General features: G+C 65.3%; 24 protein-coding genes. 8 read left to right on the top strand and 16 right to left on the bottom strand.

Translation table 11 applies throughout. The features are described from left to right. Positions 1-6: 6 nt before the first annotated feature. Both NOF55_RS04945 and NOF55_RS04940 read right to left on the bottom strand, forming a co-directional pair. Complete coding sequence (locus NOF55_RS04945) at positions 7-318, bottom strand: hypothetical protein (protein ID WP_306410236.1); 312 nt, start codon at positions 316-318, stop codon at positions 7-9. Between the two features lie 307 nt (positions 319-625). After that, a complete protein-coding gene (locus NOF55_RS04940; protein WP_306410235.1) occupies positions 626-1090 on the bottom strand; it encodes a chemotaxis protein CheW in 465 nt (154 codons plus the stop codon). 247 nt (positions 1091-1337) lie between these two features. On the opposite strand from NOF55_RS04940, the gene NOF55_RS04935 reads away from it, so the two are divergent. From NOF55_RS04935 to NOF55_RS04915, 5 genes are all read left to right on the top strand, one after another. Next, positions 1338-1502, top strand: a complete 165-nt coding sequence (locus tag NOF55_RS04935; RefSeq protein WP_306410234.1) for a hypothetical protein — start codon at positions 1338-1340, stop codon at positions 1500-1502. A gap of 212 nt (positions 1503-1714) precedes the next feature. Beyond that, on the top strand, positions 1715-2305 hold the full coding sequence (locus NOF55_RS04930) for an SCO family protein (RefSeq protein ID WP_306410233.1): 591 nt from the start codon (positions 1715-1717) through the stop codon (positions 2303-2305). A gap of 124 nt (positions 2306-2429) precedes the next feature. Continuing rightward, complete coding sequence (locus NOF55_RS04925; RefSeq protein ID WP_306410232.1) at positions 2430-3311, top strand: 50S ribosomal protein L11 methyltransferase; 882 nt, start codon at positions 2430-2432, stop codon at positions 3309-3311. Positions 3312-3403: 92 nt separating this feature from the next. Continuing rightward, positions 3404-5251, top strand: a complete 1848-nt coding sequence (locus tag NOF55_RS04920) for an aminopeptidase P family protein (protein WP_306410231.1) — start codon at positions 3404-3406, stop codon at positions 5249-5251. Further along, entirely contained in the window at positions 5244-5507 is a 264-nt protein-coding gene (locus NOF55_RS04915; RefSeq protein WP_370868927.1) for a DUF2164 domain-containing protein, read from the top strand. The genes NOF55_RS04920 and NOF55_RS04915 overlap by 8 nt, the downstream gene beginning before the upstream one ends. Positions 5508-5529: 22 nt before the next feature. On the opposite strand, the gene panB is transcribed toward NOF55_RS04915, so the two are convergent. The 3 genes from panB to pncA form a co-directional block, all read right to left on the bottom strand. After that, positions 5530-6357 carry a 3-methyl-2-oxobutanoate hydroxymethyltransferase gene (gene panB, locus NOF55_RS04910; RefSeq protein WP_306410230.1) on the bottom strand — a complete coding sequence of 276 codons (828 nt, stop codon included), beginning with the start codon at positions 6355-6357 and terminating at the stop codon, positions 5530-5532. Between the two features lies 1 nt (position 6358). After that, entirely contained in the window at positions 6359-7213 is an 855-nt protein-coding gene (panC, locus tag NOF55_RS04905) for a pantoate--beta-alanine ligase (protein ID WP_306410933.1), read from the bottom strand. Between the two features lie 146 nt (positions 7214-7359). Then, positions 7360-7986 carry a bifunctional nicotinamidase/pyrazinamidase gene (pncA, locus tag NOF55_RS04900; protein ID WP_306410229.1) on the bottom strand — a complete coding sequence of 209 codons (627 nt, stop codon included), beginning with the start codon at positions 7984-7986 and terminating at the stop codon, positions 7360-7362. A 311-nt stretch (positions 7987-8297) separates the two neighbouring features. On the opposite strand from pncA, the gene NOF55_RS04895 reads away from it, so the two are divergent. Further along, entirely contained in the window at positions 8298-9578 is a 1281-nt protein-coding gene (locus NOF55_RS04895) for a DUF2778 domain-containing protein (RefSeq protein ID WP_306410228.1), read from the top strand. A gap of 8 nt (positions 9579-9586) precedes the next feature. Here NOF55_RS04895 and NOF55_RS04890 read toward each other — a convergent pair whose 3' ends face one another. From NOF55_RS04890 to NOF55_RS04875, 4 genes are all read right to left on the bottom strand, one after another. Continuing rightward, positions 9587-10732 (bottom strand): amidohydrolase, encoded by a 1146-nt coding sequence (locus NOF55_RS04890; protein ID WP_306410227.1) that lies wholly within the window; start codon positions 10730-10732, stop codon positions 9587-9589. 42 nt (positions 10733-10774) lie between these two features. Then, positions 10775-11521 (bottom strand): alpha/beta fold hydrolase, encoded by a 747-nt coding sequence (locus NOF55_RS04885; RefSeq protein WP_306410226.1) that lies wholly within the window; start codon positions 11519-11521, stop codon positions 10775-10777. 12 nt (positions 11522-11533) lie between these two features. Further along, the gene (locus NOF55_RS04880) at positions 11534-11908 is read right to left on the bottom strand and encodes a VOC family protein (protein WP_306410225.1); all 375 of its coding nucleotides are present in this window, start codon (positions 11906-11908) and stop codon (positions 11534-11536) included. A 116-nt stretch (positions 11909-12024) separates the two neighbouring features. Beyond that, a complete protein-coding gene (locus tag NOF55_RS04875) occupies positions 12025-14475 on the bottom strand; it encodes an ATP-dependent helicase (protein WP_306410932.1) in 2451 nt (816 codons plus the stop codon). Positions 14476-14797: 322 nt separating this feature from the next. Between NOF55_RS04875 and NOF55_RS04870 the strand changes: the two genes are divergently transcribed. Next, entirely contained in the window at positions 14798-16210 is a 1413-nt protein-coding gene (locus tag NOF55_RS04870; RefSeq protein ID WP_306410224.1) for an FAD-binding oxidoreductase, read from the top strand. A 332-nt stretch (positions 16211-16542) separates the two neighbouring features. Next, positions 16543-20169, top strand: a complete 3627-nt coding sequence (locus NOF55_RS04865) for an AsmA family protein (RefSeq protein WP_306410223.1) — start codon at positions 16543-16545, stop codon at positions 20167-20169. A 97-nt stretch (positions 20170-20266) separates the two neighbouring features. Here NOF55_RS04865 and NOF55_RS04860 read toward each other — a convergent pair whose 3' ends face one another. From NOF55_RS04860 to NOF55_RS04830, 7 genes are all read right to left on the bottom strand, one after another. Continuing rightward, on the bottom strand, positions 20267-20620 hold the full coding sequence (locus NOF55_RS04860) for a hypothetical protein (RefSeq protein WP_306410222.1): 354 nt from the start codon (positions 20618-20620) through the stop codon (positions 20267-20269). Between the two features lie 253 nt (positions 20621-20873). Beyond that, a complete protein-coding gene (locus tag NOF55_RS04855) occupies positions 20874-21083 on the bottom strand; it encodes a ribbon-helix-helix domain-containing protein (protein WP_306410221.1) in 210 nt (69 codons plus the stop codon). A gap of 145 nt (positions 21084-21228) precedes the next feature. Continuing rightward, positions 21229-21423, bottom strand: coding sequence for a DUF4169 family protein (locus NOF55_RS04850; RefSeq protein ID WP_306410220.1), 195 nt, complete (start codon positions 21421-21423; stop codon positions 21229-21231). Positions 21424-21472: 49 nt separating this feature from the next. Next, positions 21473-21994, bottom strand: a complete 522-nt coding sequence (locus tag NOF55_RS04845; protein WP_306410219.1) for an SspB family protein — start codon at positions 21992-21994, stop codon at positions 21473-21475. A gap of 137 nt (positions 21995-22131) precedes the next feature. Continuing rightward, positions 22132-22977 carry a GNAT family N-acetyltransferase gene (locus tag NOF55_RS04840; RefSeq protein ID WP_306410218.1) on the bottom strand — a complete coding sequence of 282 codons (846 nt, stop codon included), beginning with the start codon at positions 22975-22977 and terminating at the stop codon, positions 22132-22134. After that, entirely contained in the window at positions 22970-23719 is a 750-nt protein-coding gene (locus NOF55_RS04835) for an aspartate/glutamate racemase family protein (protein WP_306410217.1), read from the bottom strand. The genes NOF55_RS04840 and NOF55_RS04835 overlap by 8 nt, the downstream gene beginning before the upstream one ends. Positions 23720-23866: 147 nt before the next feature. Then, positions 23867-24685, bottom strand: coding sequence for an ABC transporter permease (locus NOF55_RS04830; protein ID WP_306410216.1), 819 nt, complete (start codon positions 24683-24685; stop codon positions 23867-23869). Position 24686 lies beyond the last annotated feature (1 nt).

The raw sequence follows: 24686 nt of genomic DNA, 5'->3' as shown, positions 1-24686 counted from the left end.
GCCGCTTTAGCGGACGTAGACGATCTTGCCGCCGTTTGCAGCGGTGTCGACTTCAACGACATTGTGCAGGCCGATGCTGCGGGCTGCCAGCTGGTCGGCAATGGCCGGGTCGGAGCTTGCTTCCGCCTGGGCTTCCTGCGTCACGTTCGGGTTCTGAGCCTTCTGGTTCAGCAGGTTGAACGTGGAGCGATTGGCGCCGGTATCGAGCGAATCGATATAGACGATGCTGACGCCTTCAGCGTTCGCGGCGTAGGCAGCCGGAGCCAGGGCGGCGGCGGCAAGGGCGGCGGCGAAAGTCATCTTGATGGTGGTGTTCATGATCGTATCTCCTTGTTGAGGCGCACGGCGCAGGGGGCTGCTGTGCGTCATTCCTCTTGGAATTTCGGCCCGGCGTTTCTCACGCTTCGGACAACAGGGAAATGATCATGCGGGCGGATATGTTCCAGCCATCAAAGATTAAATGATCGTAATGTTTTGATTTTAATTATTTAATCACATTTTCACGAGAAGTGATGAATTCCATGAAAATGACACTTTTGCGGATATTCGCGCGAACGGCAAAAACCGCAGACGCCCGAATGACCGGCGTTTGCGGCTTGCGCTGACGGAAGGGGGACGGGGCGGTTCAGGCGGCGGCTGCCAGTTCGTCGGCGATGACCGTGTCGAGGTTCAGGAAGCAGATCATGTTCTTTTCGAGCGCCACGATGCCGCGGCAGAAATCGCGCTGGGCGGTCGGAATGATGTCGGGGGCGGGCTGAAGGTCCTCGCTGCGGATGGTCATCATGTCGGAGACCTGCTCGACGAGGAGGCCGACCAGCTTGCCGGCGATGTCGGTGACGATGATTGCCGCGCGTTCGGACGGTTCGGTGGACTTCATGCCGAGGCGGCAGGCCATGTCGATGACCGGGATCACGGCGCCGCGCAGGTTGATGAGGCCGAGGACGTAGGGCGGAGTATGCGGCATCGGCGTGACCGGAGCCCAGCCGCGAATTTCCCGGATCGCCATGATGTCGATACAGAACTCCTGATCGCCAAGATGGAAAGACACGATTTCGAGATAGGCACCCGACTGCTTGATCGTGTTGCTCATGATACGAGAGTCTCCCGCCGTCCGTTACGGCAAAGCGCATGCTTCCGAATATGCGGCGGGCCGGAACGCTTCCGGCTGACATCATGTCTCTGGCTGCCCGCGCCGAATCGTCGTCGGCGCTTGCGGGCAGTCCGCTTCTTTCATGGTGCCTCATGAGACTTTAATCTTTGGTGAAGATTCGGGTGGTGAATGCGTTCATTCGCCGCAACCGCAAGACATTCCGCCTCGTGAATGCTATGATTTCATCATGACGCCGCCCGCTGAACAGACATTCCGGTTCCGCCCGCTTGTGATCGCCGCCGGCCTGGCCCTGGCCGGCGTGTTCACCACCGCCGCTTTTTCCGCATGGCTGCATTACGGGCCGGACATTTTCCTCGCTCTTTCCGATAGCGCGATCAACTGGTGCCTCTGACGGCTGCCTCGTGAATGTGGTGTCCTGCCGGGAACACGGGTGTGATTTGCCTTTGACGCCCCGCCGCGCTACTGCATGAACCTGTCCTTGGGCCGGAATCGGCTTGAGGGCCGAATCGTGCAGCGTTTTTAAAGTGTTACGGCACCCTTTGCCGGTCACGAGCGATGCGCGCCGCCGCAGGTCCCTGCCGAACAGAAAGACGGGAACGAGCCATGAGGAAATTCCGGATCGCCATAGCCGCGAGCATCCTGCTTCTGGCCGGGATGGTCGGATGGCTCGCCACCGAGATCAACCGTTCCCAGCGCAATCTCAGCGACCAGCCGTTCGGCGTCGCCTTCGCCCTGACCGGGCAGGACGAGCAGCCGATCACCGAGCAGGCGCTGCGCGGCCGGCCGGCGCTGATATTCTTCGGCTTCACCCATTGCCCGGAAATCTGCCCGACGACGCTCTACGAAATGGACGGATGGCTGAAGGAGGCCGATCCGGCCGGCGACAAGGTTCGCGCCTTCTTCGTGACCGTCGATCCCGAGCGCGACACGCCGGAGGTGCTGGCGGAGTATGTCCCGGCCATGTCGGACCGCGTGTTCGGCATTACCGGCGAACCCGCCGAGATCGAACGGGTGCTGAAGGGATACCGCGTCTATGCCCGCAGGGTTCCGACCGAAGACGGCGAATACACGATGGACCATACCGCCGCCGTCTATCTTCTCGACGGTCAGGGACGGTTCCGCGGCACGATTTCCTATGGCGAGGAAGCGGAAAGCGCGATTTCCAAGATCAGGGATCTGATCGGCAAGGGCTGATGCTTGCGATGCGGGGCGCTTTATGGCAAGCCACGGCCCGAAGCCATCCGGACGTCTCGGGCAATTGCGCATGCGGGTTTGCCCGCGCCTGCCCGGAGCCGCCCCGACAGGAAAGACCGGCCCGTTGAGTGAACTCCGTCTTTACGTGCGCGCCAGCGAAAAGCAGGCCGAACAGATTCTCGATCTCCTGACCCTTGCCTTCGGCGAGGAGGACTTCGCGCTGGCGACGCAGGAAATCGACGAAAGCAGGGACATCTGGGAAGCCTCGGTTTATCTCATGGCCGAGGACGAGGCCTATGTCCGGGCGCGGATTACCGAGGCGCTTTCTTCGGAGTTTGCCGGTTTTCCGATCGAGAAGGAGACGATTCCCGACGCGGACTGGATCGCCATGTCGCTCGAGGGGCTGAAGCCGGTGAGGGCGGGGCGTTTCCTCGTTCACGGCAGCCACGACCGCGACAAGGTGCAGGCCAACGATCTCGCCATCGAGATCGAGGCCGGGCAGGCCTTCGGAACCGGGCATCACGGCACGACCGCCGGCTGCCTCGAAATGATCGAGGACGTGTTCAAGGCCCGCACCGCGCGCAATGCGCTCGATCTCGGCACCGGCTCCGGCGTGCTAGCGATCGCGGTGCGCAAGCTGCGTCCCATTCCGGTGCTGGCCACCGACATCGATCCGGTGGCGGTGCGGGTGGCGCGGGAAAATGCCCGGCTCAACGGCATCGCCAGCGGCCTGGCCTTCGAGACGGCGCCCGGGTTCCATTCCCCGGCCTTTCGCGCATACGGGCCGTTCGACGTCATCATCGCCAATATCCTCGCCCGCCCGCTCATCAGGATGGCGCCGGAACTGGCGCGGCATCTTGCGCCGCACGGAACCGTCATCCTGTCGGGCATCCTGGCTGCGCAGCGGTGGAAGGTTCTGTCCGCCTATAACGGCGCCGGCCTCGCCCATGTGCGGACGATCTGGCGCAACGGCTGGGTGACGATCCGCCTCGAACGCCGGGGCTGACACGAAAGCGCCCGAAAACCGTTTCGCGGCGGTCGTAATCCTGATCTAAAATCCTGGCTGATGGATTCGTCCGCAATTCAGAAAGGCCAGTCATGTTCCAGTCGTTCGACAATTCGTCCGAACCGCAGTTCGGCAAGGAGCGGATTGCCGCGCTTCGCGCGCGTCTTACCGATCTCGGCGTCGATGGTTTCCTCGTGCCCCGCGCCGATGAATATCAGGGAGAATACGTTCCTGCCTCGTCTGAGCGCCTTGCCTGGCTGACGGGTTTCACCGGCTCGGCCGGCGTGGTTCTGGTCACGCAGGCGCAGGCCGTGGTGTTCGTCGACGGGCGCTATACGACGCAGCTTGCCCGGCAGGTCGATCCCGACGTGTTTACCGGCGGCGATCTCGTCGGAGCGCCGCCGCCGGTGTGGATCGAGAAGAATGCCGGCAAGGGGTTCCGGCTGGGCATCGATCCCCGGCTGCACACCGGCGCGGAGGTGAAGCGTCTGGAAAAGGCGCTGGCGACGGTTGACGGCGCGCTCGTGTTTCTGGACAGCAACCCGCTCGACGACATCTGGACCAACCGTCCCGGCGAGCCGCTCGGGCCGGTTTCCATACAGGCGGAGAACGTTTCCGGTCTTTCCGCGCACGAGAAGATCCTCGACATCGCCACCGGGCTGAGGAAGGCGGGCGCCGAGGCCGCGCTGATCGCCGATCCGTCCTCGGTGGCATGGATCTTCAACATCCGCGGCAATGACGTGCCCCATACGCCGCATCCGCTGTCGCGCGCCGTCGTCCGGGCGGACGGGAGCGCCGCCATCTTCCTCGACCGGCGCAAGACCGGCATCGAGCAGGAGGCCTATCTGACGCAGATGGCCACCCAGATGGGCCCGGAGGCGCTGCCGGATTATCTGGGCGAACTCGCCGCTGGCGGCGCGAAGATCCTGATCGATCCCGACGTCACGTCCGTCGCGCTGGCCGAGGCGGTGCGCAAGGCGGGCGGCGTTGTCGTCGAAGGTGCCGATCCGGCCCGGCTGCCGCGCGCCTGCAAGAATGCGGTCGAAATCAACGGATCGGCCGCCGCCCATCTTCAGGATGGCGCGGCGATGGTGGAGTTTCTCTGCTGGCTCGACACCCAGCCGCCCGGTTCCGTTACGGAAATCGGGGCGGTGGAGGCGCTCGAGGACGCCCGCCGCCGCATGGGCGAGGCGATGCAGAACCCGCTGAAGGACATTTCCTTCGACACGATTGCCGGCTCCGGGCCGAATGCCGCGATCATCCATTATCGCGTGACCACCGATACCGACCGCGGGCTGGAGGCGGGCGAGATGTTTCTGGTCGATTCGGGCGCGCAGTATGTGAACGGAACGACGGATATCACCCGCACGGTCGCCATCGGCGAGGTGCCGGCGGAGCAGCGCCGCTTCTACACGCTGGTGCTGAAAGGCATGATTGCCATTTCCACGGCACGCTTTCCGAAGGGCACGCGCGGCGTGGATCTCGATCCGCTGGCGCGTGCCGCGCTGTGGAAAGCCGGCGTCGACTACGGCCACGGAACGGGTCATGGCGTCGGCTCCTACCTGTCGGTGCATGAGGGCCCGCAGCGTATTTCCCGCGCGGCGATGCAGGAACTGCTGCCGGGCATGATCCTCTCGAACGAGCCGGGCTATTACCGCCCCGGCGAGTTCGGCATCCGGATCGAGAACCTGCTCTATGTCCGCGAGCCGGAAGAGGTCGAGGGCGGCGACATGCCGATGCTGAGCTTCGAGACGCTGACCTATTGCCCGATCGACACGCGGCTGGTGCTGACCTCGTTCCTGTCGGGCGAGGAACTTCTGTGGCTCAACGACTACCACGCCCGCACCCGCGACATGCTGATGCCGCTCATCCGCACCCCGGAGGCGAAGGCATGGCTGGAAAAGGCGACCGCGCCCGTCGAGCGGCTGAACCGTGAATAGCGGGATCGTGTTTTCCAAGCCGGAGCGCGCGGCGCTTGCCGAGACGATCCGGCGCTATTTCGCCGAGGAGTTGGATCAGGAGATCGGCGGCCTTCAGGCCGAACTCTTTCTCGATTTCCTGACGGAAACTCTCGGGCCGGTCTTCTACAATCGCGGCCTTCTCGATGCCGAGGCCGCGATGCTCGGGAAGATGGACGATCTTTCCGATGCGATCCGCATGCTGGAGAAGCCCTTGCCGGTGCCGGGCAAGCGCTGAGCGGCGCCTTCGCCCCAGCCGATCAATCCGCGCCGGGACGTCGCCTGAAGGTGTGCTCGGGGCCGGGGAAGGTCCGCGACCGGACCTCTTCGGCATAGGCTTCGGCCGCCTGCGCGATCAGCGGGGCGAGATCGGCGAAGCGCTTGACGAAGCGCGGCCTGAAGTCGCTGAACAGGCCGAGCATGTCGTCGGAAACCAGAATCTGGCCGTCGCAGGCGGGCGATGCGCCGATCCCGATGGTCGGGACGGCGATGCTCGCCGTGATCTCCCGGGCCAGCGGCTCCACCGTGCCTTCCACCACCACGGCGAAGGCGCCGGCCTTGCCGATGGCCTCGGCGTCGCGGCGGATTTTGGCGGCTTCGCCTTCGGTATGGCCCTGCGAGCGATAGCCGGTGGCGTTCACCTGCTGCGGCATCAGGCCGACATGTCCGCAGACCGGAACGCCGCGCGTGACGAGGAAGGACACCGTTTCGGCCATTTCCGCGCCGCCTTCCAGTTTCACGGCGTCGGCTCCGGTTTCCTTGAGGATGCGCGCGGCGTTGCGAAACGCCTGTTCCTTCGATTCCTGATAGGAACCGAACGGCATGTCGACGACCACGCAGGCCGTTGCCGCCCCGCGCATGACGGCCTGGCCGTGGGCGATCATCATTTCGAGGGTGACGCCGACCGTCGTTTCCAGTCCGTAGAGCACCATGCCGAGCGAGTCTCCGACAAGCAGGAGATCGCAATGCGGATCGAGCAATTTCGTCATCGGCGTCGTGTAGGCGGTCAGCGCGACGATGGGGCGCTGGCCCTTGAGGGCGGTGATGGCGGCTGGGCCGAACCGTTTCGGGCGGGTGGGCGCGCTCATGTCAGCGCTCCTTTCCGATAACGCGGTTGTCGAGCAGCCTCGTCTGCCCGATCCGGATGAAGAGCAGGACCAGAACGGGCCGCCCGTCGATCCGGTCCACGGTCTCCAGCGTGTCGGGATCGCGCACGGCGATCACCTCGACAACGGCCTTCGGCTCCGCCTCGACGAAACGGGCGAGAGCGGCCTCCAGTTCGCCGGCGGTCGCGATGCCGGCGGCGTAAAGCCGCTCGGCTTCCGCCAGCGCCTTCGGCACGATCACGGCGGCGGCGCGTTCTTCCGGCGACAGATAGACGTTGCGCGACGAGCAGGCGAGGCCGTCCTCTTCCCGCACCGTCGGCACCGGAACGATGCGCACCGGCTGGGCGAGGTCTTCCACCATGCGGCGGATGACGGCCACCTGCTGGTAGTCCTTCTCGCCGAAATAGGCCGCATCCGGCCCGACGATATTGAAAAGCTTGGTCACGACGGTGGCGACACCGGCGAAATGGCCGGGGCGGACGGCGCCTTCCAGTTCGGAGCCGAGCCGGGGAACGTCGACCACCGTTTCCATCGGCCGCGGATACATGTCAGCGACGTCCGGGGCGAAGAGGATGTCGACGCCCGCGGCTTCCAGCAGCTTGCTGTCGCGGCCAGGGTCGCGCGGATAGGCGGCGAGATCCTCGTTCGCGCCGAATTGCAGGGGATTGACGAAGATCGAGACCACGACCACGTCGTTTTGCGCCCGCGCGCGGGCGACAAGCTCCATATGGCCCTTGTGCAGGTATCCCATCGTCGGCACGAAGCCGATGCGCCTGCCTTCGGATTTCGCCGGTGCGAGCCGCGCCCGCAGTCCGGCGATGGATTTCACCGTTTCCATCCGCAATTCTCCACCCTGCGCGGCGATGGGCCGCAAGGCCATCGCCGGTCCCTCCCGGACACCCATGCGGGATTACCGCGGGCGGCCCGGAAATGCAATGACGCGAAGGGTCGGGCTCGCGCCGCAAGGTCGGTCAACCGGGCCGGTCAGCCGGCGAGAACGTCCGAACTGTCGACGATGGCGATGCCCGCCGCCTCCATCTCGGCGATGGCGTCCGAAACGCCCTGGGGGGCAATGCCTCGGCTGGCATCGGCGATGAAGCGCACCTTGACGCCGGGCAGCATGTCCACGGCGTCGAGCGCGGAGAATTTCACGCAGTAATCCGTGGCAAGGCCGCAAATATCCAGCTCCGTCACGCGCTTGTTGCGCAGATAGGTGGCAAGGCCGGTGAGCGCGGCGCGGTCGTTGTCGCGGAAGGCGGAATAGCTGTCGACCTCGGGATTCTCGCCCTTGCGCTGCACATAGGCGATGTGGCGGGTTTCCAGCGCCGGATGGAACTCGGCGTCCTTCGTTTCCTGCACGCAATGATCCGGCCACAGCATCTGCGGCTTGCCGGAAAGCTCGCCCATCTCGAACGGTCTTTTGCCGGGGTGCCGGGAGGCGAAGCTGCCGTGATCGGCCGGGTGCCAGTCCTGCGAGGCGACGATCAGGCCGTAGTGGCCGCTCTTCATCAGGCGGTTGGCGATCGGCATGATGGAATCGCCATCCGGCACGGGAAGGCTGCCGCCGGGGCAGAAGCCGTTTTGCAGGTCGATGAGCAGCAGCGCGTTCATGGTGTCTCCTTCACCTTTCCCGGAAACCAACCATGCCAAGCCGCCGCCGGCGGTTCAAGGGCCATCGGTGCGGTCGATTGCCCCGCTTCCGTCGCAATGGGGTTAAACTTCCGTCGCCTTCTATGGTTAAGGGGCGGCTGCACATTCGTAAATATCCGGGGGCGTTGTAAACGGATTGGTTACTATAATTGCCCATGCTTGCCATTACCGGCAGACAGGAACGGGGTTCGCGAAACGAACCGTTCTTGATCCTGCTCAAGTGCCCGGCCGTTGCGTGAATGTTAAAACAGCCGGGGAGGAGTAAGGGGTAAATGGCGCGTGTGATGGCCAAGAAATCTGCAAAGGGCGGCGAAGGCCGTCATCTCCCGGTCCGCAAGGCGGCAGAACGAGGCGGCTTTTTCAGCCGCACCGTCCTGATCGGTATCGGGCTTGCTGTCGGCGGCTGGGTCGCCGGCAGCCTCGCCAGCATGCAGGGGCTTGCTCTCTCTGTTCACGAGCGGACGCTTTCGGCGCCGCTCGCCATCAGGGTCGCGGAAGCGCGGCCGACGCCGAACGGCGAGAGGATCGTCCATTCCGTCAAGTTCAAGCGCATCGCGCCTGCCGCCGGCAAGGCGGAACGGCTGACCCATGCCGATCTTGCCCACCGCTCCGCCAACCGCCCGCAGGGCGATCTGGTGCGCGAACGGCTTCAGGCGGCATTTCGGGCCGACGAGGAAAACCGGCGGATCGCCGCGGTTCTGGAGAAGCGCCCCGAAGCCGAGACCGTCCGCACCGCGCTGGCGGCGGCGCTCAGCGAGACCCTCACCCTTGCCCCTAGGAGCAACGTCGCCTGGAACGCGCCGGAGGAAGCATCCGTCGAGGTGGCTTCCATCGATGCCGATACCGTCAGGATCATGGAGCAGGCCGCGGTCGAGGAAACGGTTGCCGAAGCCGAATCGGGCGCCTTGCCGGCGGCCGTTCCGCTGCCGGTTCGCCGTCCGGCGGTAGCCACCAGGCCCGATCGTCCGGCGAAGCCGGCCCCGGCCGTTGCTGCCCGCGACGCCGAGGAGCCCGCGACCAAGGCGCTGGCCTTCGCGCGTCCGGACAATCCTGCCCGGAGCCTCGGCAAGTCCGTTCCGTGGCCGGACCGCGGCACGAAGATCGCCGTCTACGACATCACCAATGCCGTGGTCCACATGCCGAACGGCGAGAAGCTCGAGGCCCATTCCGGCATCGGCGAGATGCGCGACAACCCGAAATTCACGCATGTGAAGATGCGCGGCGCGACGCCGCCCGGCACCTACAAGCTGACCATGCGCGAGAAGCTCTTCCACGGCGTGGCGGCCATCCGCCTCAACCCGATCGACGGGATCGCGCCGAAGGGCCGCACCGGTCTTCTCGCTCACAGCTATCTTCTGCCGCGCAAGGGCGATTCGCACGGCTGCGTGGCCTTCGCCCAGTACGACCGGTTCCTGAAGGCGTTCCGGCGTGGCGAGGTGACGCATATGGTCATCGTCGAGCGCCATGACGGCCGCAGGCCCACGCTTTCCGTCGCGCAGAACGGCGACAAGCCGAAGCGTACGCTGGTCGACTACATGCGCGCCAAGGACTAAGGCCGCCTTCAGTCCAGCAGGTCATGGATGGCGCGCAGGAAGATGCGCGCGCCGATGGGGATGAGGTCGTCGGGAAAATCGTAGTCTGGACTATGCGGGGCGGGATGCGTCTCGCCGGCGCCGAGGAAGAACATGGCAGAGGCGGAGATATCCGCGAAGCGCCCGAAATCCTCCGACGCGCGCATGGCTTCGCCTTCGCTATGCGGTACGCCTTCGGCATCCAGCGCATTCCTGAGAAGGGCGACCGCCTGCGGGTGATTGACCGCAGCGCGGAAGACATCGTGTTCCTCGAACAGTACCGTCAGGCCGTCGCGCTGCGCCGCGGCGCGCGCGCAGTCTTCCGCCGCAGCCCGCACTGCCGCCATCGCCGCGTCCGTCTGGGTGCGCAGCGTTACCCGGATCTCCCCTTCGCCCGGCGCGATGCCGAAGGTCGGTTCGCCGATCCGTACATGGGTGACGGTGGCAAGGGTCAGGTCGCCCGTTTCCAGCGAACCGCCGCCAAGGGCGGTCAGGGCCGGAACGAGGTCGGCGATCGCCGGCGCCGGCGAGAGGCCGGTGTGGGGCAGCGAAGCATGGGCGGTGCGTCCGGTGAGGACGATCCTCAGCCCCTGCGAAGCGCAGTTGGCCGTGCCTTCCTTCAGCCAGACATGACCGAAGGGCAGGCCCGGCATGTTGTGCAGGGACAGGGTGACGTCCGGCCGGGCGTCGGCAAACTGTCCGTCGCCGATCATCGCGGCGGCCCCCGCGCCGGTTTCCTCCGCCGGCTGGAACAGCAGGACGGCGCGGCCGCGCCGCGGGCGCCTGTTCCCGAGCGCATGGCCGACGGCGGCGAGGATCGCCATGTGTCCGTCATGGCCGCACATGTGGCCCTTGCCGGCGACGGTCGAGCGCCACGGCGGCGTGCCGGTTTCGAAAATCGGTAGGGCGTCGAGTTCGGCGCGGATCGCGACGGTCGGGCCGGGCTCGGTGCCCTGATAGATGACGGCGACGCCGGTGCCCCCGAGGCCCGTGATCACGCGGTCCGGCCTCGTGGGAGACAGGAAATCGACGACTTCCCTTGCCGTCTCGTGCTCCTCGCCGGAAATGTCCGGTCTGGCGTGCAGCTTGCGGCGCCAGCGGGTGACTTCCATCAGCGTCGGGGCGGTGAGAGGCATGGGACGGGTCTCCGATTTATGTCTGCGCCTTGCCGTCGCGTCTCAGCGCGGCAGGAAGGCGGCGAGTGCGGAGACGAAGGCAGCGTGATTATCGAGCATGGTGTTATGCCCCGCATCCGGGATCGTTGCCACCGGAATCCCGGCTGCCGCGATCTCTTCCTCACACGGATGACAGGCAGTCAGCGCGCCGCGGATCATCAGCCGCGGCATGGGAAGGCGCAGATAACGCTCGGCCAGATCGGCCGGCATGTTCCGTCCCAAAGCGTTTTCGGCGCGGAAGAGGGCCACCGGGTCGGCAAGGCGCATCGTCGCTACCCAGGCCTCGCCGCAGGTCGCCAGCGCCCGGGCGAAGCCTTTGGTGACGAAGGTTTCTTCCGTATAGGGCTCGACCCGGGGCCGTCTGGAGGGGAGGAGGTTGGGCTCCACAGTCACCAGTCCCGCAACGAGATCGGTGCGTTCGCTGGCCAGATGGATGGCGATGGAGCCTCCCATGCTGTGCGCGACGACGTGCGCCCCGGCGATGTTCAGCTTATCCAGAAACGTGGCGACGGCGCGCGCCTGTTCGGGGATCGTGTAGCCGAAATCATGCGGGCGGTCGCTGATGCCGAAGCCGAGAAGATCGACGAGCAGCGAGCGGGCGCCGGCAAGGGCGGGATCGGCGGCAACCGGGGTGAAATAGGGCAGCGATGAACTGCCGAGCCCGTGTATGAAGACAAGGACGGGGCCGTCGCCGGGCAGTTCCACATAGCCCATGCGGGCGCCGCCTTGTGTCGCCGGAGCGTGTTTCATGGGGGTGTCCCGTCAGCCGGCGTGGCAGACGGCTTCGATATTGTAGCCGTCCGGGTCGATGACGAAGGCGGCGTAGTAATGCGGGTGATAGGCCTGGCGGATACCGGGCGGGCCGTTATCGCCGCCGCCGGCTGCAATGGCCGCGGCGAAGAAGGCGTCGACCTCCTCGCGTGTTGCGGCCGAAAAGGCGAAATGGGGAAGCGGCAGGGAGGGCTTTTTCTCGACGATCCAGAAATCGCCGCCGGGGTCGGTGCCCTTGCCGTCGCTGAAACCGACGGCATCGCCGAAATCCTTGAGCGGACGATAGCCGAGGGTTGCGAGGGCAGCGGTGTAGAAGGCCTTGCTGCGGCCTATGTCGCTCACGGCGACGGAGAGGTGGTCGAGCATGCGTCGGTTTCCTTTAGAGCAATTCCAGGAAAAGTGCGTAGCGGTTTTCCGTCCGGAATTGCGTGAAAACAATGAGATGGAGCGGTTCTGCGATTCCGTGAAACGCTGAACCCGCTCTAACGGGCTTTTTCGACGAAGCCGTCCAGCACGCGCTTCTGGCCGGCGCGGTCGAAATCGATGGTGAGCTTGTTGCCCTCGATGCCGGCGATATTGCCATTGCCGAACTTCATGTGGAAGACGCGGTCGCCGATTTCGAAGCGCGAGGGCGTTTCCGCCACGCTCTTGGCCACCAGCTCGCCTTCGATGGTACGTGAGCGCGGGCCGCTTTCGCCATAACCGACCCGCTCGACGGCGTGGCCGGAGCGGTTGCCCCAGTTGTTGCGCGTCGCGTCGTTGCGGTTTTCCTGCGCGCGCTTCCAGCCCGGTGTCGAATAGGTATTGGCGAAGGGATCGGCCTTGTCGAAGCGCGACTGGCCGTAGCCGCCGCGGCCGTAACCGCCATAGGAGGTTTCCGGCATGGCGACATCGACATGGGCGGCGGGAAGCTCGTCGAGGAAGCGCGACGGCAGAGTCGATTGCCACAGGCCGTGGATGCGGCGGTTGGAGACGAACCAGATGTGGCAGCGGCGCTTGGCGCGGGTGATGCCGACATAGGCGAGGCGGCGTTCTTCCTCCAGCCCGGCGCGGCCGCCTTCGTCCAGCGAGCGCTGGTGCGGGAACAGCCCTTCCTCCCATCCGGGCAGGAACACCGTGTCGAACTCCAGCCCCTTGGCCGAATGCAGGGTCATGATCGAGACGGCTTCCATATCCTCGTTCTGCTCGGCATCCATGACCAGCGAGACGTGTTCGAGGAAGCCGCGCATCGATTCGAAGCTTTCCATCGAGCGGATGAGTTCCTTGAGGTTTTCCAGACGGCCCGGCGCTTCCGCCGACTTGTCGTTCTTCCACATGTCCGTGTAGCCGGACTCCTCGAGGATCTGTTCGGCAAGATCGGTGTGCGGGGTGTTTTCCAGCAGCGATTGCCAGCGGCGGAAGTCCGTCACCACGTCGGTCAGCGCCTTGCGGGCCTTGGGCTTCAACTCGTCGGAATTGACGATATCGTCGGCAGCGGCCAGCATCGGCATGTCGCGGGCGCGGGCGTAGTCGTGCAGGGCGCGCACGCTGGTGTCGCCGAGGCCGCGCTTCGGCGTGTTGATGATGCGCTCGAAGGCAAGGTCGTCCGCCGGCTGGCAGACGAGGCGGAAATAGGCCATCGCATCGCGGATTTCCAGGCGCTCGTAGAAGCGCGGACCGCCGACGACGCGGTAGTTCAGCCCCAGCGTGACGAAGCGGTCTTCGAACTCGCGCATCTGGAAGGAGGCGCGCACGAGGATGGCGATGCCGTTGAGGTTATGCTCCTGGCGCTGGAGCTGTTCGATCTCCTCGCCGACGGCGCGGGCCTCCTCCTCCGAATCCCACGCGGCGTGGACCTGCACCTTTTCGTCGTCGGGATCGCGGCGGTCGGTGAAGAGGGTCTTGCCGAGCCGGCCCTCGTTATGGGTGATGAGATGGGAGGCGGCGCCGAGAATATGTTCCGTCGAGCGGTAGTTACGCTCCAGACGGACGACCTTGGCTCCGGGGAAATCCTTTTCGAAGCGCAGGATGTTGTCCACCTCCGCGCCGCGCCAGCCATAGATCGACTGGTCGTCGTCGCCGACGCAGCAGACGTTCTGGGGCTCGCCCTGCGGGCGCTGGGCCAGCAGCCGCAGCCAGATATACTGCGCGGTGTTGGTGTCCTGATACTCGTCCACCAGAATGTAGCGGAAGCGCCGGTGATATTCCTTGAGGAGATCCGGATTGCGCTTGAAGATCGAGATCGGGTGCATCAGCAGATCGCCGAAATCGCAGGCGTTCAGGCTCTTCAGCCGCGCCTGGTAGGCGGCGTAAAGCTCGCGGCCCTTGCCGTTGGCGAAGGCGCGGGCGTCGCCTTCGGGAATGTCGGCCGGGCCGAGCCCCTTGTTCTTCCAGCCGTCTATCATTCCGGCGAACTGCTTGGCCGGCCAGCGCTTGTCGTCCAGCCCTTCGGCCTGGATGATCTGCTTGATGAGGCGGACGACATCGTCGGTGTCGAGAATGGTGAAATCGGACGACAGGCCGGCCAGTTCGCCGTGCCGGCGCAACAGCTTGACGCCGATGGAGTGAAACGTGCCGAGCCAGGGCATGCCTTCCACCGCGCCGCCGACGAGACGGGCGATGCGGTCCTTCATCTCGCGGGCGGCCTTGTTGGTGAAGGTCACGGCGAGGATCTGCGAGGGAAAGGCGCGGCCGGAGGACAGGATATGGGCGATGCGCGTCGTCAGCACGCGCGTCTTGCCCGTGCCCGCGCCGGCGAGCACGAGAACCGGGCCTTCCAGAGTCTCGACGGCGTCGCGCTGTTCGGGATTGAGGCCGGCGAGATAATCCGGGGCCTCGCGGCCGTGGTCGCGCGCCGCCATCGCCCGCGCCGCTATGCCGCCGGCCGGCGCGTTGGCCGGCTGCCTCGGCGGTTCGTCCTCGAAGAAGGGAATATCGTCGTAACCGTTCATCATGCCGTTCAATGTAGTGATTCGGGCGGCAAAGACCAGCCGAAGCGTTCTGGTTTCATTCCAATCATCCCTGCAAAGCAGGCCGATCCGTGGCGCAACGAGCGAAAGTGGCGCGGGCGGAAACCCTCTTTTCCCCGATCTAGAAGGGGGGAACGGGCCGCAAATGGTCTGGACATCCCCGGTTTTACGGCGCATATCCGCCTTCGGTTCGCTTCGGGCTGGAGGAGGCTTTCTAGGCCCTTCGCCGGTGTTTTTTCTTATCGCGCAATTCCGGACGGAAACCGCCATTGCCCGTCCGGGAATTGCGCCGAGCAGGAGTTCGTCCATGACTGTCAGCAATGTGAAGGCGGGGCCCCGTAACGAAGAGGGCATCGCAAAGGCCCTCGGTATCCTGAAGCAGGAATTCGGCGAGCGCTTCCAGACGGGACAATCCTTCCGCGAGCAGCACGCCCACACCGCCACGGGGCTAAAGTCGCAGCTTCCGGACGGCGTGGTCTTCGTGGAAGGCGCCGGCGACGTGCAGGCGGTGGTGCGCGTCTGCGCCGAACACGGCGTGCCGATCATTCCGTTCGGGGCGGGCTCGTCGCTGGAAGGCCAGGTCAATGCGCCGAGCGGTGGCATCTCGATGGATTTCACCCGCATGAACCGTATCCTTTCGGTGAACGCGGAAGATCTGGACTGCACGGTGGAACCGGGCGTGACGCGCGAGCAGCTCAACGAATACCTGCGCGACACCGGGCTGTTCTTCCCGATCGATCCGGGCGCCAACGCCACCATCGGCGGCATGGCCTCAACCCGCGCCTCGGGCACGAACGCCGTCCGCTACGGCACGATGAAGGACAATGTGCTTGCCGTCACGGCCGTACTGGCCAATGGCGAGGAAATCCGTACCGGACGGCGGGCGCGCAAATCGTCCGCCGGCTACGACCTGACGCGGCTCTTCGTCGGCGCCGAAGGCACGCTGGGGGCGCTGACGTCGATCACCCTGCGGCTTCAGGGCATTCCGGAGGTGATCGGCGGCGGCGTCTGCGCCTTTTCCGATGTGCAATCGGCCTGCAACGCGGTCATCATGACGGTGCAGATGGGCATTCCGGTCGCCCGCATCGAACTGCTGGACGACATCCAGGTCCGGGCCTGCAACGCCTATTCCGGCCTGACCCTGCCGGAGAAGCCGACGCTGTTCCTCGAATTTCACGGCGATGCCGAAACGGTGCGCCTGCAATCGGAACTCTTCCGCGAGATCGCGACGGAAAACGGCGCGGAGGATTTCGTCTGGACGGTCGATCCGCAGGAGCGCGCACGGCTCTGGAAGGCGCGCCACAACGCCTACTGGGCCTCGCGGGCGCTGGCGCCGCATCTCGACGGCTTTTCCACCGATGTCTGCGTGCCGATTTCCCGGCTTGCCGAATGCGTGGCGGAGACCCATGCCGACATTCAGGAGCATGGGCTGCTGGCGCCGATCGTCGGACACGCCGGGGACGGCAATTTCCACACGCTGCTGATCTATGACGGCAAGGACCCGAAGGACGTGGAGAAGGTCGAGGCCTTCGTCGAGCGTCTCGTGCATCGGGCCATTGCGATGGACGGCACCTGCACCGGCGAGCATGGAGTCGGGCAGGGCAAGGTCGCCTATATGGAAGAGGAAATCGGCCCGGCGCTGGCGGCGATGCGCGCCATCAAGGACGCGCTCGATCCGCAGGGCATCTTCAATCCCGGCAAGATTTTCCCGCAGGACTGACCGGCATCGCAAAAACGCGCGACGAGGCCGGGGCAGGGCGCTTTATGCCTTGCTACCGGCCCGTTTGCGTTTAGAGTGCCCGACAAAATCTCCGGGGTCGGCTGATCGGTGCTTTCGACGCCTGCTTCGTTGCCGATCCTTTCCGATGCCCCGGCATCGACTGCGGCCGGCGCCGTGTAGGACAGCGAAAAATCTCGCGTCATCCTCAACGCCGGGGTTTGTCAGGCACTCCTGGTTTGCCGGGATGCGGCAGCCGACATAATTTTCGTAAAATCCGGCCTTAAGAACGTCCAAGGGCCGGATTGTGGATATGTGGCCGTGTGAGGGTCGAAGTGCTCGGAAAGTTGCTTGTAGCGCTGGGCGGATTGGTGGTTGCGGTGCTGTTTGCGGCGCTGCTGGCCCCGTTTTTCGTGGACTGGACGAATTTTCGCACCGATTTCGAACGTCAGGCAAGTCGCATCTTCGGCAAGAAGGTGACGGTCAACGGCAAGGTCGAGGCGCGCCTTCTGCCCTTTCCCTCCGTGACCCTGCACGATGTGCGCGTCGGCCAGGACGTGGACGGCACGCCGATCGTGCAGATCGACCGCTTCTCGATGGACGCCGAGCTTGCCCCGTTCCTGTCCGGCGAGGCCCGCATCTTCGATATGCGCATCGAAAGGCCGCGGGCGCGGGTGCGGCTGCTGGCCGACGGGCGGATGGACTGGGTGCGTGGCGCAACGCCTTCCGTGCCGGCCCGGACCGTGATCCTCGAAAGCGTGCAGATCGCCGATGGCAGCATCGAGTTCATCGACGAGCAGTCGGGCCGTGTCCGCCGGGTGGAAGGGCTGGAGGCGGCCATGTCGGCCCACTCGCTCGCCGGGCCGTGGCGGGTCGAGGGAGAGGCGACGGTCGACGGCGAGAAGGGGCGCTTCACGCTCAATACGGCGGAAAGTTCCGACCGGGCATCGCTCGGCCTGCGCCTGCGCCTGATGCCGGAGGCGCATCCGGTCGAGATCGATCTGGATGGCAGCCTGGCCATCGAGGAGGCCCGGCCCGTCTACAAGGGCAATTTTTCCGCGGCGCTGACCGGCGGCGAGGACGAGAAGCCGCAGCCGCGCGTGAAGGGCGCCTTCGAGCTGACCAACGAGCGCGTGCGCGTGCCGGAATACCGGCTGGAGATCGGCGCGGCCGACGCGCCCTATCTCGTGACCGGCGAGGCGACGCTCGACGTGGGCGCGAAGCCGGAGTTCCTGCTGAAGGCGGAAGGCCAGCAGATCGACGTCAGCGATCTGGAGGTCAACGGTTCGGCGGCCAAGACGGGACGCCAGCCGGAAAGCTCGCTCGAACGGCGTCTCCATGCGCTGCTTTCGGTCGCCGCGGCCATTCCCGTGCCGCAGGTCGAGGGCAAGGCGACATTGCGCCTGCCGGCCGTGGTTGCCGGCGATACGACGTTGCGCGACATCCAGCTCGACGTGCGCCCCGCCGGCACCGGCTGGATCGTCGAGCGCGCCGTGGCCGTGCTGCCGGGCCGCACGCAGGTCGAGGCATCCGGCCGCCTGCGGCTTGCAGGCGACCCCTCGTTCGCCGGCAATCTGCTGGTCGCCTCCTCGCAGCCTACGGGGCTTGCCAACTGGCTGAACGGTTCGGTCGATCCGGCCGTGCGCAACATTTCCAAGGCCGGTTTTTCCGCGGCCGTCAGCCTGTCCAGCACCATCCAGCGTTTCGAGCGGCTGGAGGTCGTACTGGGCGAAAGCCACCTGACCGGCCGGCTGGAGCACCAGACGCTGGCGAAACTGCCGCCGTCGCTTTCGGCCGATCTCAAGGGCGAGCTTCTGGACATGGGAGAGGCGCAGGCCTTTCTGGCGCTGTTCGGAAGCGGCGACCTGTTTTCCGGCCACGAGCTTGCCGCCAAGCTCGATCTCGACCGCTTCACCGCCGATGGAATCGAGGCCGGTTCGCTGGATGCGGTCGTCACGCGCTCCAAGGGTGTCGTGGATATTTCCCGGCTTTCGGTCGACGACCTGGCCGGTTCGTCCATCGTGGTCAGCGGGCGGCCGCAGGCCGGCGTGCTGAACGCGCATGTGCAGTCGTCCGATCCGGCCGGTCTGTTCCGCCTGCTCGACCAAAGACTGCCGGACCATCCCTTCCTCGCCATGCTGAGGCGCAACGCGGCCTATTACCGGGATATGGACGTCACGGTGGAATCCGCCGCCGCGCCGCGCGACGAAGGGGCGGTGCATGTGCGCCTGAACGGTACGGCGAACGGGTCGCGTCTGGGGGCGGAGCTGCAATTCGAGCTGGCCGAAGGTCTGGCGATCCTGACCGACGGATCGGCGCGCCTGCGTCTCGATGCGACGCTGGAGAACCCCGATACGTCGATCCTGTTCGGACAGGTCGGCTTTTCGCCCTTGCCGCTGGAGACCGATGGCAGCGGGCTGTTGGCCGTGACCGTCAAGGCCGATGGCCGGAACCCGGCCGAGACTGCCCTGAGCTTCACCACCGACCAGACGCGATTTCAGGTGGATGGCGGGTTTGCGCTCGAAGGCGCGACGTTCGCCGAGGGCGAAGGGCGCTTCAAGCTCGAAAGCGCCAATGTCGAGCCGTATCTGGCGATGAACGGCATCGCGGTGCCGCAGATCGGAAACAGCCTGCCGACGACGCTGGAGGGTGATATCGCCATTGCCGCCGAGCGTTTCGATTTCTCCGGCCTTGCCGGCAGCGTCGGTGAAAATCCGGTGGCGGGCCGGCTTTCCCTTGCCCGCAATGCGCCCTTGCCGCACATCGAGGGCGAGCTGAAGCTCGGCCATGCGGCCATTTCCTGGCTGGGAGAGGCGATGTACGGGCCAGTCATCGATCCGGTATCGGGCGACCTGCCGGATGATGCGTTCGGCAAGCCGCTGGCGGGCAATGCGGATATCGCGCTCGATCTCAGCGTCGACGAATTCGATCCCGGTGTTGCGGACCCGATCACGGCGGCCAGCGCCCGCCTTTCCTACCGCTCGGGCACGCTGGAAATTTCCGATGCGCAGGGGCAATGGTTCGGCGGCACGCTTTCTGGCGGACGCGTCGTGCTGGCCAATGGCGGCAGCGACGGCATTTTCCGGCTGGGCTTCGATCTGGCGGGCGCCGATGTGTCGGCTCTCGCATGGAAACAGGATGGCCGGCCTATGGCGGCCGGCAAGCTGGATCTCGCGCTTTCGGCGGAAAGTCTCGGCGGCAGTCTGGCGGCCCTGCGTTCGGGTCTTGGCGGGTCCGGCCTGCTGCGCTTTTCCGACCTTGCCGTCGATGGCCTCAATCTCGATGTGATGGGGCCGCTGGTGACGGCGGCCGACCTGATGCAGGGCGAAATCACCACGGCCAAGATCGCGCCGGTGCTGGAAACGCTGGTGAAGAACGGCCGGACCGATCTGGGTTCGGGCGAGGTTCCCTTCCAGATTACCGAGGGAGAGTTCCGGGTCCAGAGCGTGGTCATGAACGCGGCGCACGGCCGGATTGCGGCAAACGGACGCCTCAAGGTCGCTGGCGAGGTGCTGAACGGCACGCTGGAGCTTGCCTTCGATCCCGGCGACTTCGCCGAGGCGGGTGCCGTTCCCGGGGCGCGGCTTCATTTCGACGGTCCCGTCCGGGCGCCGTCGATGAGCATGGATGTGTCGGACGCCGCCAATTTCCTCTCGCTGCGCGCCTACGAGCGCGAGCGCCGGCGGGTGGAGCGCATGCAGGCCAATGTGATGGAGAAGCAGCGCCTGCGCCGCGAGGTCGCGCTCTACCGCTTCCGTGAGGAGGTTCGGCAGACGGAAGCCAAAGCGCGGGCGGAGGCGGAAGCCAGGGCCAGGGCGGAAGCGGAGGCCAGGGCGCGGGCCGAGGCGGAAGCCCGGAAGGCCGCCGAGGAAAGCCGGCCGACGCAAGGCCACATGCCCGTTCCGGCCGAGGAGAGGGTGATCCAGATGCCCCTGCCGCCGCCGGTGGATGCAAATCCCTGACGCGGCGCGCCGTGCGTTCAAAACGGACGCACTCGAAACGCGTCATCTCTGTGAACGGCTGCCGTTCCGGCCCGCTTTCCGCGGCCTCGCCCGTGCCTCAGACCCAGGCGGTGCGGTCTCCGAACGGCGTATCCTCGGTGAAGTTCGACGTGCCGATCCGCTCGCTTTCGCCGGAAAGCGGCGTGGCGGCAGACAGGGAGGAGGTGCTTTTCGAACCGGAGGACGACTGGGCCGTCTGCTTTTCCGCGGCCTGCGCCTTGGCGAGGTCGGCCTTCAGCCCGGCGATCTCGTCTTCGATTTCCGCCGTCTCCTCGTCGGTCTGGGCGGAGCCGAGGGCTGCCTGTTTGGCGGCGATCTGGGCTTGCAGTTCCGAAACGGAGCTGGATGTGGTGGAGGAAGAAGAAGTGAGGAGCGTCGTTGCGGCGCTCGAAACGGAAGAAATGCTTGTCATGGAAAGTCTCGCCGAAGTTTGGGTACACCGCTTCATGCGGTCATTCGGACGGCGTTGCCGAACGCGCCTTTCGTGATGCGTAAGGGATGCGGCAACGTTTTAAATCTGCTGCCTGATCCCGGTCCTTGAAACTTCGGATGGCATCACGCAGTAGCGTCGAATTAAATGGGGTGATTTCCCACTTACAATGCTGGTGAAAATAACGCCGATTGGTAAACGAAGGATTGCCGGCTGCCGGCCCGCATGGCGGGGGTCAGCGCGTTTTCAGCCAGTTCAGGACGTAGATGCGCAGCGCCGAGGAGAGATTGCTGTCCGGCTCCCGGGCATCGTCGATTTCGGCGATGAGGGCGGCGACCGATAAATCGCGCGCCTCGGCGATGGCCTTGAGTTCGGCCCAGAAGGCGTCTTCGAGGGAAAGGCTGGTGCGGTGGCCGTGCAGGGTAATGGAATGCTTGCGGATCATCCTGGAGCGGTTCCGTTCTTCCGGTGAAATCCCGTCGTCCTGTCGGCGTCCGGGGTGCTTCGGATATTACCTGAACGGGCTCGCGGATCGATTCAGCTTTTCGCCGCAAGCCGTTGTTTGCGGATTCGTTTTGTCTCGCAGTCCGTTAGTCGTCGCCGTCCTTGCGTTCGATGCGGCCGGCGTCCAGCTTGCGCGCTTCCTGTTCGCTCAGGGCATGGGCAAGCTGCTTTTCCGCCTTGGTGCGTCCGAAACTGGCGCGATTTTCCTCCGCCTGCCTTTCCTTTTCGGCGCGGGCGTTCCGCTTCCTGAACTGGCGCAAATTGACGACATCGGCGCTCATGGCTTGTCTCCGAAACGAAAAGGGCGGCATCCGCGCCGCCCCGACCTGACTACTGCTTCTTGCGGAAGGCATCGAGCGAGACCACCGATGCCTCCTTCTTCTCGCCTTCCTTGGGCTCGCTGTCGGCCTCGGCCGTTTCGGCGGCGGCGGGCGGCGGCGTGTAGGTGGCGATTTCCGCTTCGCCCTCTTCCTCGCCGGCATCCTCGGCTACGAGAGGCACGTCGAATTCGAGTTCGAAATTCACGGACGGATCATAGAAGCCGCGGATGGCGGCGAAGGGCACCGTGAGCCGCTCGGGCGTATCCGAGAAGGAGAGGCCGATCTCGAATTGGGTGTCGCTGATCTTCAGGTCCCAGAACTGGTGCTGGATGACGATCGTCATCTGCTCGGGATATTTTGCCTTCAGGTGCTGCGAAATGCGAACGCCCGGCGCTCCCGTCAGGAATGTCACGAAGAAATGGTGGTCGCCGGGCAGGCGGCCCGTGGCGGCGACTTCGGTCAGAACCTTGCGGATGACTCCACGCAATGCGTCCTGTGCCAGAATGTCGTATCGGATGTGATCCTGCCCCATGCGCTCCTGTCTCTCTTCTTGGTTAACAGATGTTCGGTGCCGCTTATGACATGGGCGTCGGCATGGGGAAAGTCCACCGCGACGCTCAAATCACTTATTCTATTCATACATCTGTCGGAGTTTGATGGAAAGCGGCTCTATCCAAGTTCGAGCGTCGTGATGCCGGCGGGCGTGCGCCAGGGGGCCTGCGGGGCGGGGCCGCGCACCATCCGGGCGGTGACGAAACCCTTTTCGAAGCCCGTTTCAGCCAGAAAGGCGGAAAAGTCCGTGTTCGTTTCCGGAACGTCGATATGAAGCATCTGCCCGCCGCTGCGCGAGGCGAGCGCGGCGAAAAGCTGCTGCGAATCCGCATCGTCGTCGACGAAGAGCGGTCCGATCTTGCAGCCGTCGCGACATTGCCTCAGCGTGCCGTAGCCCCGGATCCTGCCGTCCGTCACAATGGCGAGCGACAGGCGCGGCGCGCTTGTCCAGGCTTGCAGGAAAGCGGGGCGGGCGGCCGGAAAGAAGCGCCTGTCATATTCGTTCAGATCCGCGAGCTGGCCGGGGGCGATCGGCACGATGTCGTCCCTTGCCTCGTATTTGCCGATGAAATGGCCGCTCCACCGCCAGGTGCGGTATTGTTCCACGAAGCCGGATTTGCGGTAGTTCTCCTGCTGCGCCGGCACGCCGTCGAGACCGACGCTCAGGCCGGACAGGCGCTCCATGCCCGCATCCCACACGCGCTTGCCATATCCCTTGCCGCGAAAGGCGGGGTGGCTGATGTAAAGGCCGATGAAGCCGAATTCCCGGCCATAGGCGGTGGCGGCGATGGCTGCGGCCAGCCGCCCGTCCACGAAACAGCCGATGAAGCCTTCCGGGTCGGCCGCATGGAAGGCCTCGGCGTCGGCGAAGCCCGGATTCCACCCCTCGTCGCCGGCCCATTCCACGAGGGTTTCCACTTCGGAGAGGCTCATCGGGCGGATGAGGGGGGACGAATCAGCCATTGCCGAGCAGCTCCTGCGGTGCGAAGGCGGAGAGAAGCCCCGTGTAGGTCTTGTCGACTGGCCGCGCATAGGCACCGCGTTTGGCGGTGGAAAGGTTCAGCGCGATCAGCGCTTCGGCCTGCTTGACGGCGGCGGAAACGCCGTCGACGACGGGGCAGCCGAATTCATGGGTCAGCTCGGCGGCGAGGTCTGCCATGCCGGCACAGCCGAGCACGATGGCCTCGGCCCTGTCCTGCGCCAGCGCCGCGGCGATTTCGGCCCGCAGCCGTTCGCGGGCGTTGGAGGCCGGGTCTTCCAGCGAAAGCACGGGAATATCGGCGGCGCGCACGTTGCAGCGGTCCTTCATGCCGTAGCGCTCGACCAGCGCCTCCACGGGCAGGCGCGAGCGCTCCATCGTTGTCACCACGGCGAAGCGGCGGGCGACGAAGGCGGTGGTGGCAAGCGCGGCTTCGCAAATTCCCAGCACGGGAATGCCGGCCAGCGCCCGGGCGGCATCGAGGCCGGTATCGTCGAAGCAGGCGATGACCGCCGCCTGCGCGCCCGCCTTTTCGCCCCTGGCGATTTCGATCAGCAGGCCGGGAACGGCCAGCGCCTCGTCGTAGTAGCCCTCGATGGAGGCAGGGCCCATCGGGGAGGTGACGGCGACGATCTCGGTGGACGCCGCCGCCACGCCTTTCGCCGCGGCGGCGATGGTGGCCGTCATGGTTTGCGTGGTGTTGGGATTGACGACGAGTATCTGCATGGATTTTCAGGTCTGCTTTGGCACGCGAACCCTTCAGACCGGAGGTGGTTTGAAGGGTTCGCGGGCAGGTTGAACGTTCGATGGCGTCCCCGGCATGTCGCCGGAGCATTTCCGTCCGGGATCGCGCGGCGCTTTTCCAGCGTGGCGCTAACCGCGCGCGCGACGGCGATTGATCGCGACGATGATGCCAAGCGTGCAGGCGATCACGAGGAAGGAGAAGAAGGTTGTGACCGCGCCGAGAGCGTAGAGCACCGGCGTCGTTACGTTGGTGGTCATGCCATATATCTCAAGCGGCAGGGTATTGTAAGTCCCGGAGGTCATCAACGTACGCGCGAATTCGTCGTAGGAGAGCGTGAAGCCGAACAGGCCGACGCCGACGAGACTTGGCAGGATCATCGGCAGGACGACATGGCTGAAGGTCTGCCAGGAATTCGCGCCAAGGTCGCGGGCGGCTTCCTCGTAGGATGGCGAGAAGCGGTTGAACACGGCGAACATGATGAGCACGCCGAAGGGAAGTGTCCAGGTCAGGTGGGCGCCGAAGGCCGAGGAATACCATGCCGGCTGGAGGCCCGCCTGGCTGAAGATGACGCCGATGCCGAGCGAGATGATGATCGACGGCACCACGAGGCTGGCGACGACGAGGTAGAACAGCGGCGTCCCGCCCGGGAACTTGCGGCGAAAGGCGAGGCCCGCCAGCAGCGAAACGACGACCGTCACCGCCATGACCATCAGGCCGAGCATGAAGGAGCGGCGGAAGGAGCCGCCGAAATCGCCCACCGCCTGCTGTTCGAACAGGTTGAAGAACCAGTGCAACGAGACGCCGTTCAGCGGGAAGGTGAGGCCGCCGTTCGGTCCCTGGAAGGCGAGGATGAGGATCGCGGAGAGGGGACCGTAGAGGAACAGCACGAAGACCGCGAAGAAAAAGGCGAGGATATAGAATTCCCAGGTGCGCGTTTCGTGGTTCATG

This window comes from Ectorhizobium quercum, from assembly GCF_026552795.1.
In the GTDB taxonomy this organism is placed as follows: Bacteria; Pseudomonadota; Alphaproteobacteria; order Rhizobiales; family Rhizobiaceae; genus Ectorhizobium; species Ectorhizobium quercum.
The sequence above is the reverse complement of the archived record's forward strand: the minus strand, read 5'-3'. Positions and strand labels throughout refer to the sequence as shown.